Source organism: Burkholderia sp. Ax-1724 (genome assembly GCF_011752995.1).
In the GTDB taxonomy this organism is placed as follows: Bacteria; Pseudomonadota; Gammaproteobacteria; order Burkholderiales; family Burkholderiaceae; genus Paraburkholderia.
In genome coordinates, this window is sequence record NZ_VWWL01000012.1 from 120,983 (window position 1) to 133,823 (window position 12,841).

Annotated in this window: 12 protein-coding genes and 1 tRNA gene; 5 read left to right on the forward strand and 8 right to left on the reverse strand. The window is 62.9% G+C overall.

Going from position 1 to position 12,841, the window contains the following annotated elements; genetic code table 11:
- Positions 1 to 87: 87 nt before the first annotated feature.
- Positions 88 to 1,839, reverse strand: a complete 1,752-nt coding sequence (locus F3J19_RS16260) for a phosphodiester glycosidase family protein (RefSeq protein WP_167043096.1) — start codon at positions 1,837 to 1,839, stop codon at positions 88 to 90.
- A 228-nt stretch (positions 1,840 to 2,067) separates the two neighbouring features.
- On the opposite strand from F3J19_RS16260, the gene F3J19_RS16265 reads away from it, so the two are divergent.
- Positions 2,068 to 3,330: an ROK family transcriptional regulator gene (locus F3J19_RS16265; protein ID WP_167043098.1), complete on the forward strand. Its 1,263-nt coding sequence runs from the start codon at positions 2,068 to 2,070 to the stop codon at positions 3,328 to 3,330.
- A gap of 406 nt (positions 3,331 to 3,736) precedes the next feature.
- On the opposite strand, the gene F3J19_RS32660 is transcribed toward F3J19_RS16265, so the two are convergent.
- The gene (locus F3J19_RS32660) at positions 3,737 to 3,886 is read right to left on the reverse strand and encodes a hypothetical protein (protein WP_240158994.1); all 150 of its coding nucleotides are present in this window, start codon (positions 3,884 to 3,886) and stop codon (positions 3,737 to 3,739) included.
- A 70-nt stretch (positions 3,887 to 3,956) separates the two neighbouring features.
- Between F3J19_RS32660 and F3J19_RS16270 the strand changes: the two genes are divergently transcribed.
- The 3 genes from F3J19_RS16270 to F3J19_RS16280 all read left to right on the forward strand — a co-directional run bounded on the left by F3J19_RS16270 (position 3,957) and on the right by F3J19_RS16280 (position 7,498).
- Positions 3,957 to 5,870 (forward strand): TonB-dependent siderophore receptor, encoded by a 1,914-nt coding sequence (locus F3J19_RS16270; RefSeq protein ID WP_345891040.1) that lies wholly within the window; start codon positions 3,957 to 3,959, stop codon positions 5,868 to 5,870.
- 122 nt (positions 5,871 to 5,992) lie between these two features.
- Positions 5,993 to 6,745 (forward strand): hypothetical protein, encoded by a 753-nt coding sequence (locus tag F3J19_RS16275; RefSeq protein ID WP_167043102.1) that lies wholly within the window; start codon positions 5,993 to 5,995, stop codon positions 6,743 to 6,745.
- Positions 6,746 to 6,814: 69 nt separating this feature from the next.
- Positions 6,815 to 7,498, forward strand: coding sequence for a PepSY-associated TM helix domain-containing protein (locus F3J19_RS16280; RefSeq protein WP_167043104.1), 684 nt, complete (start codon positions 6,815 to 6,817; stop codon positions 7,496 to 7,498).
- A 58-nt stretch (positions 7,499 to 7,556) separates the two neighbouring features.
- On the opposite strand, the gene F3J19_RS16285 is transcribed toward F3J19_RS16280, so the two are convergent.
- Both F3J19_RS16285 and F3J19_RS16290 read right to left on the reverse strand, forming a co-directional pair.
- Positions 7,557 to 7,633: transfer RNA gene (locus F3J19_RS16285), tRNA-Pro, on the reverse strand.
- Between the two features lie 269 nt (positions 7,634 to 7,902).
- The gene (locus F3J19_RS16290; protein WP_167043106.1) at positions 7,903 to 8,079 is read right to left on the reverse strand and encodes a hypothetical protein; all 177 of its coding nucleotides are present in this window, start codon (positions 8,077 to 8,079) and stop codon (positions 7,903 to 7,905) included.
- Between the two features lie 177 nt (positions 8,080 to 8,256).
- On the opposite strand from F3J19_RS16290, the gene F3J19_RS16295 reads away from it, so the two are divergent.
- Positions 8,257 to 8,424: a hypothetical protein gene (locus F3J19_RS16295; protein WP_167043108.1), complete on the forward strand. Its 168-nt coding sequence runs from the start codon at positions 8,257 to 8,259 to the stop codon at positions 8,422 to 8,424.
- Between the two features lie 486 nt (positions 8,425 to 8,910).
- Here F3J19_RS16295 and F3J19_RS16300 read toward each other — a convergent pair whose 3' ends face one another.
- From F3J19_RS16300 to F3J19_RS16315, 4 genes are all read right to left on the reverse strand, one after another.
- Positions 8,911 to 10,266 (reverse strand): MATE family efflux transporter, encoded by a 1,356-nt coding sequence (locus tag F3J19_RS16300; protein ID WP_167043110.1) that lies wholly within the window; start codon positions 10,264 to 10,266, stop codon positions 8,911 to 8,913.
- Entirely contained in the window at positions 10,263 to 10,571 is a 309-nt protein-coding gene (locus tag F3J19_RS16305) for a DUF2288 domain-containing protein (RefSeq protein ID WP_167043112.1), read from the reverse strand. The genes F3J19_RS16300 and F3J19_RS16305 overlap by 4 nt, the downstream gene beginning before the upstream one ends.
- Positions 10,572 to 11,606: 1,035 nt before the next feature.
- Entirely contained in the window at positions 11,607 to 11,933 is a 327-nt protein-coding gene (locus tag F3J19_RS16310; protein WP_167043114.1) for a hypothetical protein, read from the reverse strand.
- 158 nt (positions 11,934 to 12,091) lie between these two features.
- Complete coding sequence (locus F3J19_RS16315; RefSeq protein ID WP_167043116.1) at positions 12,092 to 12,805, reverse strand: peptidoglycan DD-metalloendopeptidase family protein; 714 nt, start codon at positions 12,803 to 12,805, stop codon at positions 12,092 to 12,094.
- Positions 12,806 to 12,841: the final 36 nt, after the last annotated feature.

Genomic DNA, 12,841 nt, shown 5'->3' on the forward strand with positions numbered 1-12,841 from the left:
GGATGCGTCGACACGCGTTACCGTCGCTCGCCCGAGCCGCGCTCGCCCGCACGGCTAGTGAGCGGAGCGGGCGAGCGCGAACAGCGATTACTGGGTCAACACCAGTGACGAGATGACCTTTCGTTGGGTCGGCGTTGCCGGCGAGTTATCCGACGGATGAGCGACGTCGGCCCCGTTGACGATCATGGCGCTGGACCCGCCGCCATCCAGATTGATGGCCTTGCTGGCGCCAAGCCATTGCATGACGTTTGCCGTTTCCTGGATGGTCGTCCCGATGGACAGTCCGGGTTGGCGCCCATCTATTTCCACGAGAAGAATGGTGCCGTCGGGTGTCGTGCCGATCATCGTTCGCGGGTTGCGAGCCATGAACCAGCCCCAGTACCAACTGCCGGTGCGATCGAGGTTGCCGAAAGTGGGCGAGAATCCCTCGGCCACGGCGGATTGCTGGACCGTTGCGGCGGGCAGCAGGGTAGGACCTGCCGCTGCCAGCGACGTACCTTGAGCCAGCGTCATCGGTCCCGCGTTGGACTGCACGTTTTGCGTCACGTTGAGCGAGGCGCCGTTGGCCGCATTCTGTTGCAGCCATGCCGCGCTTGTGCCGAGCCCTTGAAGAACGTAGCCACCCGGCGGAGGCGGCGCTCCCAGAACGGTACTTCCGGAAACCACGGCGCCCTTGCTATCGACCAGTACCTCATAGGTTGCTCCCGAGTAGCCGGGGTCGACGTTAGTGGCCGATGTCAGGCCGCCGTTGTAGTTGCCGTCATACAGCACGAGGTCGTTGTAGTTCGTGCACGGATAATCCATCGCGGGCCCCGCGTTAGGCAATGCGCCCGGACTGCCGCAGTTGTAGACCTGTCCGAGAATGGAGCGGTTCTCTCCAAGGATCGACGCACTGGCCCCTTGACTGCTGGTGACCGTCGCCGTCGTCGACACGTTTTGCAGGAACGAGACCGACGGCGAGCCGTTGACCTGTGCGAACGAGACAGCCGGTTGACCGTTCACCGCCATGCCTTCGAGTTTCCCATTGGAGACGAGGGTGCTTGCCGTTCCGCCGGTCGCGAGCGCGGTTGCCGAACCGTATCCGGAGTTAATGGCGGCAAATGCGCCCATTCGCGCGGCCGTGGACTGAGGCGTTTCGAGACCCGCGGGGCCGATCATGCCGCCGGTGTCCGCCTGGTTGCCGCCTGCAATGACGTTCTGCAGATTGCCCTTGAAGGTGGGCGCGATGGCAAGGACATTGACGAGCCACGGGCCGGTCGACGAGGCATTGCCGTCGAGGCCGGTGTTGCGCACTTTGAGCGTATAGGCGTTGTTCGTCTGCTGCGCGATGGTCGTCGCGGCGGTCTGCGCGGCCGCTTGCGTAGGATACTGGCCCACGGAAACGTTGAATCCGAGTGGCGAACCGTCTGGGCCTGTACCCGCCGAGTCATAACGCACCTGATAGCCTGCCGTCGCCAGTGCGGCGGCGGCAGGGGCCGCTGCGGACTGTGTTTTCGCGAACTGAACGGTGATCGTCCAGAAATCGCTGCTCGCTGTTTGACCGCGCGTTATCTGATAGTAAGTGACTCCCGTTTTCAACGGCGTGGTGGTGCGCGCTTCCTGCTGTCCCGAAGGGCCGAGCGGCAGTTCCGAGGCCGGCAATTGCCACGTTGCGACCGGAGCGGGAGCCGGCGTCGGCGTCGGCGTTTGCGTAGTACTGCCAGGATTGTCATCGCTGCTGCCGCATCCGGACAGCAAGACCGGGACGAGGACGATGACAGCGAGAGCCGTGGCGCGTAGGGGAAACGCGGGTCCCTGCAGCTTCTGAACGTTTCCTGGCGGCATTTTCATTTTTTCCATGGGTATATCCAAAGGCGGTAAGTACAGCGGGGTCACGAGAAGGGAAAGACAGACGGACGAGCGGTGCATGACGTTGGTGCATCATGTTTTAGTATGTTCGAGTCTCACACAAACATGTGACGCGCTCGTGTACTTCTTACCTCGCCCGACAGAGACAATCGCGATCACCTGTAATATTCAGACTAGCCGGGCAATGGTTCGGCCTTCGGCGACCAACACGATTGCAAAATGAAAGAAACCAACGCACTCGGCCGCACGGTCGGAAATTCTCGTGGCCTCGATGACTTCCTTGAGCCCGGCGACCGCCGGCAGGGGAGAGCGGGCCTGATTTCGTCATCCGATGTCGGCTCTGCAAACCGCAACCGGGTGGTTCAGGCGCTGTTCGACCTCGGACCGACCAGCCGCGCAGAACTTGCGCGGCATGCCGACGTCAACCGGTCCACGATGACCGGGATACTTCAGCCGCTGCTCGACAAGGGCTTACTCGTGGAAGGCGAGCCTCTGCCGGCGAATAACGTCGGCGGCAAGCCGGCGCGCCCCCTCTGGTTCGCCGCCGACGCAAAGCCCCTGTGTGGCGTTCTGCTCATGCATGACGGCGTACGTGCTGCGCTCGTCTCGATGGACGGCCGCATTCGGGCTGAAAACTGGCTGCCGTTCGACTCATGCGACGTGCCGCAGTCCGAATTGCTGAAAATCATTTTCAAGTGCGTCCAGGCCACCCTGAAGCGTGCCGGGAGAGCGCCCTTCGGCATTGGCGTGGCGGTGGCCGGCATGGTCGACACCGACAGCGGATCGATCGTCGATAACGCCATGACGCCGGGTCTGGGTGGTCTGCGGATTCGGGACGAAGTTCAAGGCCGCTTCGGCTTGCCGACATTCGTCGACCACCATCCGCGTGCTCTCCTGCTTGGAGACAGGTGGTTCGGCGCGGGCCGAGGGAAAAATAGTTTCGCTGTCCTGTACGTTACGAAGGGTATCGGCTCCGCGCTCTTTCTCAATGGTCGCGTGCTGCGCGGGCCGAAGGGAACGGGCGGCGAACTTGGACATACCCGTGTGCACGTGGGCGGAGCCCTCTGCCACTGCGGACAGCGCGGCTGCCTGGAGACGATCGCCACGCTCGGATGGCTTCGCCGCGAGGCCGGTTCAGTTGGCCTGAGCAACGCCGACAAGCTCGATTTCAGGCTGTTGACCGATCTGGTATCCGGCGGTTCGTCCGATGCCGACTTGCTGCTAAGGAAGTTTGCCCGGAATCTGGCCTATGGCATCGCCAATCTTCAACAGATCGTCGCGCCCGGCATGTTCATTTTGCATGGGGATATCGCTGCGGGCGGGCAGACACTCCTCGATGCAATTGCACGGGAGGTCAATGACCTTTTGCCTTGGCACCCGGGAGCCGCCCTGGAACTGGTTCTGGGCGACGCGGGCTATCTTGCCGGAATGCGCGGGGCGGCTGGACTGGTGCTGGCGGAGATGCTGCAGATCGCGACCTGACTGGTTGCGAGGTTGGCCGAACCGTTCCTGACTACCCCCAACTATCCTCACGCCACGACAGATTAGTTAATGATAATAATTCTCATATGCATTGACGATCAACTTCCGCCTGCTTACAATCTGATTTTTCCAATCGGCTGAAATGCAGCGACGAGACAGGTTCGCGCCGTCGATCACGCCGTGGTGAAGATATGTACTCCTGATTGAAAACTTTTCGCTCGGTGCCCTGTGCCGTTGCGAGCCGTGTCTCGTCGATCGCGGAGCAATGCTTCATCGTCCGTTCCATGCCCCTCGTTTCACCGTGTATGCACCCAACCTTTCGCCGCCGACGCTCGGCCCAATCATCATCGACCCCAACGCCGTTTGCCATCGCCGCCGCCCTGGCTGTCGTGAGCCTCGGCTTGCCTTATGCGGCATGCGCATCGACGACCGACAGCGACACCGCGATCTCCGGCGATTCGGTGCGGAATGGGGCATCCGTCAACCCGACCCGTCCCGCGGCAAGCACCACGGCGGATAGCGGGCCCGGCAGCGAACTGAAGGCGATCGTCGTCACGTCAAAGCAGGAGAAAGCAAGCGCGTATGCAGCGAGGTCGATACAGAGCGGCCCGTACGCCGGACTCGATGTGCTGGACGTACCTGCCACCGTCAACGTCGTGACGTCGGAACTGCTGAAGGCGCAGGCGGCCTCCGGCCTCTATGGCGGTTTGCGTAACGTGGCGGGCGTCGTTCGACAGCAATTGAGCGGCATCGCATATGATCAGTTATCCATAAGAGGCATCTCGCTCGACAACCGCAACAGCTATTTGCTGAACGGCGTCCTGCCCGTGGACAACAACATCTGGATGCCGATGGAGAACAAGGAGCGCGTCGAAGTGCTCAAAGGCGCCTCGGCGTTGTACTACGGCTTTATCGTCCCGGCCGGCGTGGTGAACATGGTCACGAAGCGCGCCGGGAGCGATCCCGTCACTTCGGCCTCGATCGTGGCGGATTCGCACGGGTCCATTGGTGCACACGCGGATATCGGCCGCCGTTTCGGCCCCGACAACCAGTTCGGCCTGCGCGTGAATGCGATGGACGAGCACGTCGAAACGCCTATCGACGGCGATCGCGGCTTTCGCCGCTTTGCCAGCGTGGCGCTGGACTGGCGCGCGACTAACCGTCTTTCGTTCAAGTACGACCTCGAACACATCGACCAGAATGTCGTCGAGCAGGCCGGCATTACGCCTCTCGCCGCGGTCAGCGGTGTCATCGCGCTTCCGCGTTTGCCCGATCCTTCCACGTTGCTGGTTCCGAACGACAGGAAAACGAATGCAACGGCGACCAGCCAGTTGCTGCGCGCCGACTATCTCTTTTCGGACAACTGGCGTGCCAATGTGGAAATCGGCCAGTCGATCACGCAGCGCAACCGTTGGCTATGGGTCTTCCAGAAATACAACGTCAACACCGGCGCGGGCACCTTGCAGGGCAGCCAGCAGGATGGACAGTTCTACGAGAGCAAGGTCGTACGCGCGGAAATCAACGGGCTGTTCGATACGGGCCGCCTTCACCATGACGTCACGTTTGGCGTGAACAAGACGTGGCAGTTTCAGCCCGATTTCACGACTTATTACTTTACGGCCTCGCAGAACCTCTACAACCCGATCAGCATCACGAACCTGAAGGCGGCGGGATCGAAGGCGTTCTATGCGCAGCACACCTCGAATAGCGGGGCTTACGTATTCGATCGCATCGACCTGACGTCCTGGCTGCAATTCACGCCGGGCCTGCGTTACGCTTCGTATCATGCCACGCAGGCGTATACGCCCACGCAGGACGCCAATCACGTTTCGCCGGCCGCGAGCCTCGTGTTCAGGCTCACGCCGCAAACCAGCGTCTATGCGAGCTATATCGAGGGGCTCGAATCGGCAGGCAGCGCGCCCGCGACCGCGGCGAACGCCTATCAGGTGCTGCCTGCCGCCGTGAGCCGGCAGGAAGAGCTCGGCGTGCGCCATCGCTTCGACAATGGCGGGATTTTCTCGGCGGCGCTGTTCCAGATCCGGCAGCCGGCCGCCAGCGCGAATGCCGACAATGTCTACGCATTAAACGGCGTGGGCCGCTACCGGGGAGTCGAATTCTCGTACCAGGGCGACATCACGCGCGATCTCTCGATCGTGACGACAGGCATGTGGCTGGACGCAACGCTGGTCGATAGCACCGATCCGACCACGCTCGGCAAGCGCCCGGAGAACACGCCGCGTTATACCGGAAGCGTCTTTCTGAATTATCGCGTGCCGCACGTCAACGGATTTTCTGTCAATGGCGGGGCGTATTTCGTCGGCTCGCGTCCGATCAACGATGCGAACCAGGCCTACATTCCGGGCTATACGTTGTTCACGGCAGGAGCCCGCTACGACACGAAAATCTATGGCAAGGCGGCGAGTTTCCAGCTCAACGTGGAAAACGCCTTCAATAAGCACTACTGGGCGTCGGCCGGGTCGAGTCAGTTGGGTATCGGACTCGAACGCACCGTCATTCTCACCTCGACCTTCGACTTCTGAACCATGCCGGCTTGCGTGCCGGCATAAACCTGCTCCTGCTCATCATGCTTGATTTTGCTTTCCGTGTCTGGTCCGCTGCGACTCGCAGCTCTCATTCCTCAACGACGTCCCGTCATCGGGGCATGTGGTTTGCCGCGCTCGTGTTCGCTGTGAGTGTCGCCGGTTTTTCTCACGAGGTCATGGCGCAGTCCGTTCCCGCAGGCTCGCCGCCCGGCGTCGCGCTGCACAAGCGCGTTCTCTACGTGACCCGGCTTTCCCATCGCGATCGCGAGGAGGATGACAAGGTGCGGGCCCACCTGGAATCGCGCGGGATGTCGGTCACCATGGTGGACGAAAACACGCCGGCAAGCGCGTCGAATGGCATGGATCTCGTGATCATCTCTTCGGTCGTCAGCGCCCGCGACATGGTAGGCACGGGCTTTCGCGACGTGCCGATCCCGCTTCTCACCTGGGAGTCCGATCTTTACGATTCGTTGCGCTTCACCGGCCAGAAGAAAGGGGAAGACTTCGGCGAACTGCAGAAGGAGCACTACGTGAGCGTGGTCAACGCGCCGAGCCCGATCGCCGGTGGCGTACCCGCGGGAAAGCGTTGGGTCTATCCGCGTGATGACGAGATGGGGTGGGGCAGGCCAGGCCCCGGCGCGACCGTGATCGCGACCGTTCCCGGTGAACCGTCCCACGCCGTCGTGTTCGCCTATGAGAAGGGCTCCACCATGGATTACGACTTTATCGCCCCGGCACGGCGAGTCGCGCTGTTCCTCGGCAACCGGTCATTCGAAAAGCTGAGCAGCGATGGCCAGACACTATTCGATGCGGCCACGGACTGGGCGCTCGGCCAACCATCGTCGCCGGCAGCGCGTCAAGCTGCTCCATGAAATCGCGGGCACGGCATTCACTGTGCAGGAATAGGAATGCCCCGGACAACCGTTCTACCTGATCGAAAGATGCAAATTTCTACTCGAGTCGCCGCCGCGAGTACCGGCAATACGACCCGCGCCACCACGCGCTCGCGCCGCAGCCAGTTTCTCAAATGGCTGCGCAAGATACATGGCTGGGTCGGTCTGTGGGGGGCCGTCCTTGGGCTGCTGTTCGGTGTGACGGGCATATTGCAGAACCATCGGGCCGTCATGAAATTCCGCGTAGGCCAAGGGCCCGTGGTCTCGACCGTACAGTTGCCGGTTGCTGCCGGCTCGCTGAACGACCCGCGCGATTTAGGGAAGTGGGTTCGATCCGGGCTTCATCTCGACCGGCCGCCCTCCAGCGTGTCGCGTCAGCCTGCGCAGCCCGTGACCTGGGGAGATCAATCGGTCGTCCAGCCCGAGCGCTGGACTGCGCGATTCATTTCCCCGCGCTACTTCGTCAACGCCGAATATTGGAAAGGCGGCACATTCGTGTCGGTCGAGCGGCGGGAGCAGGGCGTCATCGGCATGCTGGAGGCGTTGCACCGAGCCAATGGCGCCAGCGCCGGATGGGTCCTGCTCGCCGACTCCATCGCGGGGAGCCTCGTGCTGCTGTCGCTAACGGGCGTGATTCTGTGGACCGAGCTCAATCGCAAGCGCACGCTCGGGGCATGCCTATTCTTTGGTTCGATCATTGCCATGATCGTGTTTGCGCTGGAATCCGTTTGACGGAGCCAGAAAAAGAAAAAGGACTTATGGCGAAACGCCATAAGTCCTTGATTTTCTTTGGTCGGAGCGAAAGGATTCGAACCTTCGACCCTCTGATCCCAAATCAGATGCGCTACCAGGCTGCGCTACGCTCCGACAAGCCAAAGATTATAGGTGGAGCCAGCCGATCGCGTCAATCGTTTGGTCTGTTTTGGTCTATATGTACCCCTCGGCGCAAGGCAAAGAACCCGGGCCACGAGCCTGAAACATGCAATACCCCGCGCGCACCGTCCCCCGCCACTCGGCGCGCGAACTCATCGCGACGCCGAGTGCGGCTTGATCCATCGGGAGCGCAATCCGGGCATCCAACGCAGCGGTTCGAGCGCCGCCAGATCATCGTCGCCGGGTGCCTGCGAATGCGGCGCTCAATGTCGCGGCCACTTCCAATGCGGCATATGCAGATGCTGATGCGTCCAGTGATGCAGCATGCCTTCGCCGTCGTGTTCGCGCCGGTAGGTTTTCGATTCGAAAACCGACAGCGCCACCAGCACGAGCAGACCTACTGCGAGTCCGATCAGACCTGCGATCGATTCAGCGTCCATGGCAGTCTCCTGAAACGTTCGGCCATGAGCCTATAGTAGATCAGGGCACGCGAAATCTCACGAAATGGCCGCTCGGGCCTGGGCGCGACGGCGTCATGCCGCGCGCTTTGCGGGTAGACTCTCGGCGCGCCGGCGGACGGTTTGTCCGCCTACCTTTTGCTCCGGAGACGACTGCCGATGATCCGCGTTCTAACCCTTGCCTTGCTGCTGTGCGCCGGCGTTGCCGGCTGCGCGGACAATCCGTCCGGCCACCACGGCGGCCCGCCGCACGATCCCGCCGATTACCACGGCGTGCCGACCGACGATCGGCCGCCCTCGATGGTGCCCGCGCCGCCGGCGGAGTGAGCACGCTGCGCATGCCACGCGGGTCGGCGCCGGCTAGCTACGCGTGAAGCGGCGGGGCGCGCGTTAAAAATGCCCATCAGGCGCGCCCATAAGAAGCTCAGGCAGGAAGCGCAGCCAGCAAGCGTAGCGAGAAGCCGCACGGAAAGACCGCTGACAAACTGACCAAGAAAGCGTGACAAAGAAAGCGCGCGAAGCGCGTCAGCGAGCGAGTCTGCGAAATGAAAACGGCGAGGGGAGGGAGGCGAAGTGCCGGCGCGGGCACGCCGGCACCTCTGACCCGCGCTGACTGTTCGCGCGGAGAGCACGGGCTGAAATCATTCTAGGGTGCGTGCGTTATGTGATATGTATGCGCTTGTTTCAATCCGTAACCGGCTGTCGTCCCGCGAAAAACCGGCGCAGCGCAGCGTTCCCGATTTCGCGCGCTCGCGGCGCGGCCGGGTTGCGGCGCAATAAAGAGATATTCGACACAAAGAGATACGCGACGCGCTATGCCGCCGCAATCCCGCGCGAAACGCGCGGCAAATAACGCACGAGCGTCACCCCGCGCGCGGCCATGAAGATCAGCAGCGCAAGCCACAGCCCGTGATTGCCGTACCACGCGAGCAATGCCGACGATGCCGCGACGAATACCGCGAGCGATACCGCCATCGACAACATCAACTCGCGCGTACGCGTCGCGCCGATGAACACGCCGTCGAGCAGGAAGCCCCACACCGAGATCACCGGCGAGAGCGCCGCCCACGGCAGATAGGTGTCGGCGGCCGCGCGCACCGCCGCCTGATCGGTCAGCCGCCCGATGATCCACGCGCCCGCGCCCCAGTAGACGAGCGCGAATCCCACCGCCCCGATGGCCGACCATAGTGCGGTGATCCTGACCGCCTGCGTGAACGCGCGGCGGTCGCGCGCGCCGATTGCCGCGCCGACGAGCGCCTCGGCCGCGTGCGCGAAGCCATCGAGTCCGTATCCCATGAAGGTCTGGAAGTTGAGCAACAGAGCGTTGGCCGCGAGCGTCGCATCGCCCTGACGCGCGCCGAGATGCGCGAACCAGCCGAACGACGACAGCAGGCACAGCGTGCGCACGAAGATGTCGCGATTGAGCACGACGAGCCGCCTGAGCGCCGCGCCATCGAATACGGCGGCGCGGCTCAGCTTCGGCAGGCCGCGCGGTCTGCCGTGCCACAGCAGGGCGAGGCCGAGCACGAAGCCGAGCGCGTCGGCGGTTGCGGTGGCCGCGCCGATGCCGGCCACGCCCCAATCGAATGCATAGACGTAGAGCAGCACGGCGACGATATTCACGCCGTTGATGAACGCCTGCGACAGCAGCGCGAGCCGCACCCGCTGCGTGCCGAGCAGCCAGCCGAGCACGACGTAGTTGCCGAGCGCGAGCGGCGCGGCCCAGATGCGCGCATGGCAATAGATCTGCGCGTGCCGTTGCACGGCATCGCTGCCGCCGATCAGGCGCAGCGCGCAGCCGATCAGCGGTGCCTGCAATAGCAGCACCGCCGCGCCGATCGCGGCCGCCATCAGCAGCGCGCGCACGACGGTGTTGCGCAGTTCGTCATGGTTGTCCGCGCCGTGCGCCTGCGCGACGAGGCCCGTCGTGCCCATGCGCAGGAAGCCGAAGCCCCAGAACACGAAGTTGAAGAAGAGCCCGCCGAGCGCGACGCCGCCGAGATACGAGGCATCGTCCAGATGGCCGGCGACGGCGGTGTCGACCGCGCCGAGAATCGGCTGCGTCAGGTTGGCGAGGACGATCGGAAACGCCAGCGCGAGCACGCGCCGGTGCCAGCGCACCGGCAGCGCGGGCGCGAGGGGGCCGGCGGTTTCTACCGTGTCGCTCAAGCGCGTTCCTGCACGCAAACCCACGGGGACACGACCACGGCCCAGAGGTCGGGGTCGCGCGCCGCGAAGTCGGCGGCGGTTTCGGACTGCACGCGCTCGACGAGGCCGGCGGAGAGCCATTGCGTGACCTGCGCGGTGTCGTCGCTGGCGATCGCTTCGGCGACACTCACGAGATCGAGGTCGCGCGCGACGCGCAGCAGCATGCCGCGCGCAAAGAAGCGTTCGAGTTCGCTCCAGCCGATCTTGGCGGTTTCGCCGAGCAGCTTGGCGTACAGGGGGCTGTGGGGGGCGTCGTTGGAAGTCATCGTAAGCGGGGTCGAACGGGGGTCGTTACTATAAACCATCGGCGCGGGCTCGCCGGACGGGCCGCAGGTCCGGCTCGTGCGGGTTGGCGGAGCGAAGGCTGCGATGTTTATCGAAGCCTTCGATTCCTCCGTCGATTTCTGATGCCCGGATTTTGAACCTTCAGGTTATTGGATTCAACGGCGCGATCGGGCGATGCGCGCAACCGTTGCATACACTTCGCCTGTGATGCAATTGTCAGATTGTGGTCCGATTGAGTGAACGGGAAACACGGCTGAATGTGGATTAATCATTTGTCGGTAGATATGCCGATATTAATATTTCGCTATTCGCGAATTTCGCAATGAAAAAGGTAAAATGACTTATTTATAATAGACAAATAAGAAATCGGCCTGTTGCGTGCGTTGGCGCACCAAGTTTATTCGGTATCGAGAAAGTCGGTTTCGGGCTGGGCCTATTAGTTAAAATCGGCCAATGATCTTTTGTCAGTTGTTTTGTGGCCGATTTCCGCAGACGTGGTCAGCCCTTTGGCAGACGGCGCACGCCGGAAATTTCATTTATGTGATTTGTCCCGCTTTAGATCAAACAGCCGGCGCATTTAGCCAGGCTCATTGCGACATTTCCGGTTCGCGATTTGCGGAATCCGTACGGCCTGTCACATTGACCGCAAAAATAATGGATTGCGCTTGTAAATGCAGGTTGTTAGATTTCGTTCTGGCGCATGGTGAACCGGTCCTTTGCCGATATGCGCCGAACCCCCGTTAGCCCGGCTCCGTGCCGGGCTTTTTTTCGCCGGATGCGTGGGGATTTTGCCGGGCGGATTTCGCTTCCTTCATTGCGAATTCACATGCGTCACCGATCATGGCCGATTATCTTTTATCGTACGGGTCATGACCTGGCTGATCATTTTTCTCGGCGTATGGCCCATTGCGCTGGGGCTGTTATTGCGCTTTGCCGTGCGCATCGATCCGCGTTCCGGACGCTGGCGCCGCCGCTAACCGGTGAATAGGCGATTGCGCTCGCCGGCACAGCCTGCGTTACTGTTTGCAGCGCACCACCATCGAACGGTTTTTCACATTCGCGCCGAAAATCCCGCCGATCGAGCCGCCCGACGTCGCGCCGTTGTCGACGTCTTTCGACACCACGTCGTAGCCGTAATTGCCGCAGACTTCGCCCGCGCGCTTGTAGCACTCGGCCCAGCTCACGCTCGCGTCGCTGCCGCTGCAGTTGATCGCGAAGCCGGTGTCGCCGCTCGGCAGGTAGGTCATCGTGGTCGTGCTCGAGCAGCCGCCGAGGCCGCCGAGCGTCAGCAGGCCAAGACCGACCGCCGCGGCCGTCGCGACGCGCGCCAATGCGCTCTTCATGTCAGATTCCTTGCAAATAACGAAAGGGGCGGCTGCCGCAGCGAGGCCGCCTCGAATTGAGCGTTTATAGCACGCGGGGTTCCCGCGCCCGGTTTGCCGCGTGCGCGCGATACGGCACGCGCCGCGCATGATGCCGACGCGCCGCGTGCCGCCTGGTCCTAGCGCGGCGGCAATTCTTTCGACGGATCGATCGAGCGGCCCTGATAGCGTAGTTCGAAGTGCAGCATCACGCGATCGGTGTCGGTGTCGCCCATTTCGGCGATTTTCTGGCCGCGCTTGACCGATTCGCCTTCCTTCACGAGCAGCACGCGGTTGTGCGCGTAGGCGGTCAGGTAGTCGGCGTTGTGCTTGAGGATCAGCAGATTGCCGTAGCCGCGCAGACCGTTGCCGGCGTACACCACGGTGCCCGACGCCGCGGCTACGACCGGCGTGCCGGCGGCCGCGCTGATGTCGATGCCCTTCGAGTTGGCGCCGTCGAAGCGGCGGATCACGGTGCCGTCGGCGGGCCAGACGAGCGAGATGGACGCGGGCGCGGTGGCCGGAGCATTGTCGGCGGGGGCCGGACGCGGCGCGGCCGATGCGCTCGCGCTGCCATTGCCGCCGCCGCTACGCACCGCGCCGCTCGTCGACGCCGCGCCACCGGGCGGCGCGACGCGCAGCACCTGGCCGACCTCGATGCTGTCGGGATTGGTCAGGTTGTTCCAGCGGGCGATGCTCTGCACCGACTGCCGGTTGCTGCGCGCGATTTTCGACAGCGTATCGCCCCGTTCGACCCGGTAGTAGCCTGGCCCGACCGGCGCGGACCCGCACGCGGCGAGCAGCGCCAGCAATGACGCACAGGCGAGTCGTTTGATTCTTGTTGTTTCCAGCATTGGACCTCGCAAAGCGCTGCCGCGCGCCGATCCCGA

What these genes read in the sequence shown, in the direction of transcription:
- F3J19_RS16275 (WP_167043102.1), top strand. Translation starts at nt 5,993, where the DNA reads ATGTGGTTTGCCGCGCTCGTGTTCGCTGTGAGTGTCGCCGGTTTTTCT.
- F3J19_RS16260 (WP_167043096.1), bottom strand. Translation starts at nt 1,839, where the DNA reads ATGGAAAAAATGAAAATGCCGCCAGGAAACGTTCAGAAGCTGCAGGGA.
- F3J19_RS16265 (WP_167043098.1), top strand. Translation starts at nt 2,068, where the DNA reads ATGAAAGAAACCAACGCACTCGGCCGCACGGTCGGAAATTCTCGTGGC.
- F3J19_RS16280 (WP_167043104.1), top strand. Translation starts at nt 6,815, where the DNA reads ATGCAAATTTCTACTCGAGTCGCCGCCGCGAGTACCGGCAATACGACC.
- F3J19_RS16310 (WP_167043114.1), bottom strand. Translation starts at nt 11,933, where the DNA reads ATGAAGAGCGCATTGGCGCGCGTCGCGACGGCCGCGGCGGTCGGTCTT.
- F3J19_RS16295 (WP_167043108.1), top strand. Translation starts at nt 8,257, where the DNA reads ATGATCCGCGTTCTAACCCTTGCCTTGCTGCTGTGCGCCGGCGTTGCC.
- F3J19_RS16305 (WP_167043112.1), bottom strand. Translation starts at nt 10,571, where the DNA reads ATGACTTCCAACGACGCCCCCCACAGCCCCCTGTACGCCAAGCTGCTC.
- F3J19_RS16315 (WP_167043116.1), bottom strand. Translation starts at nt 12,805, where the DNA reads ATGCTGGAAACAACAAGAATCAAACGACTCGCCTGTGCGTCATTGCTG.
- F3J19_RS16290 (WP_167043106.1), bottom strand. Translation starts at nt 8,079, where the DNA reads ATGGACGCTGAATCGATCGCAGGTCTGATCGGACTCGCAGTAGGTCTG.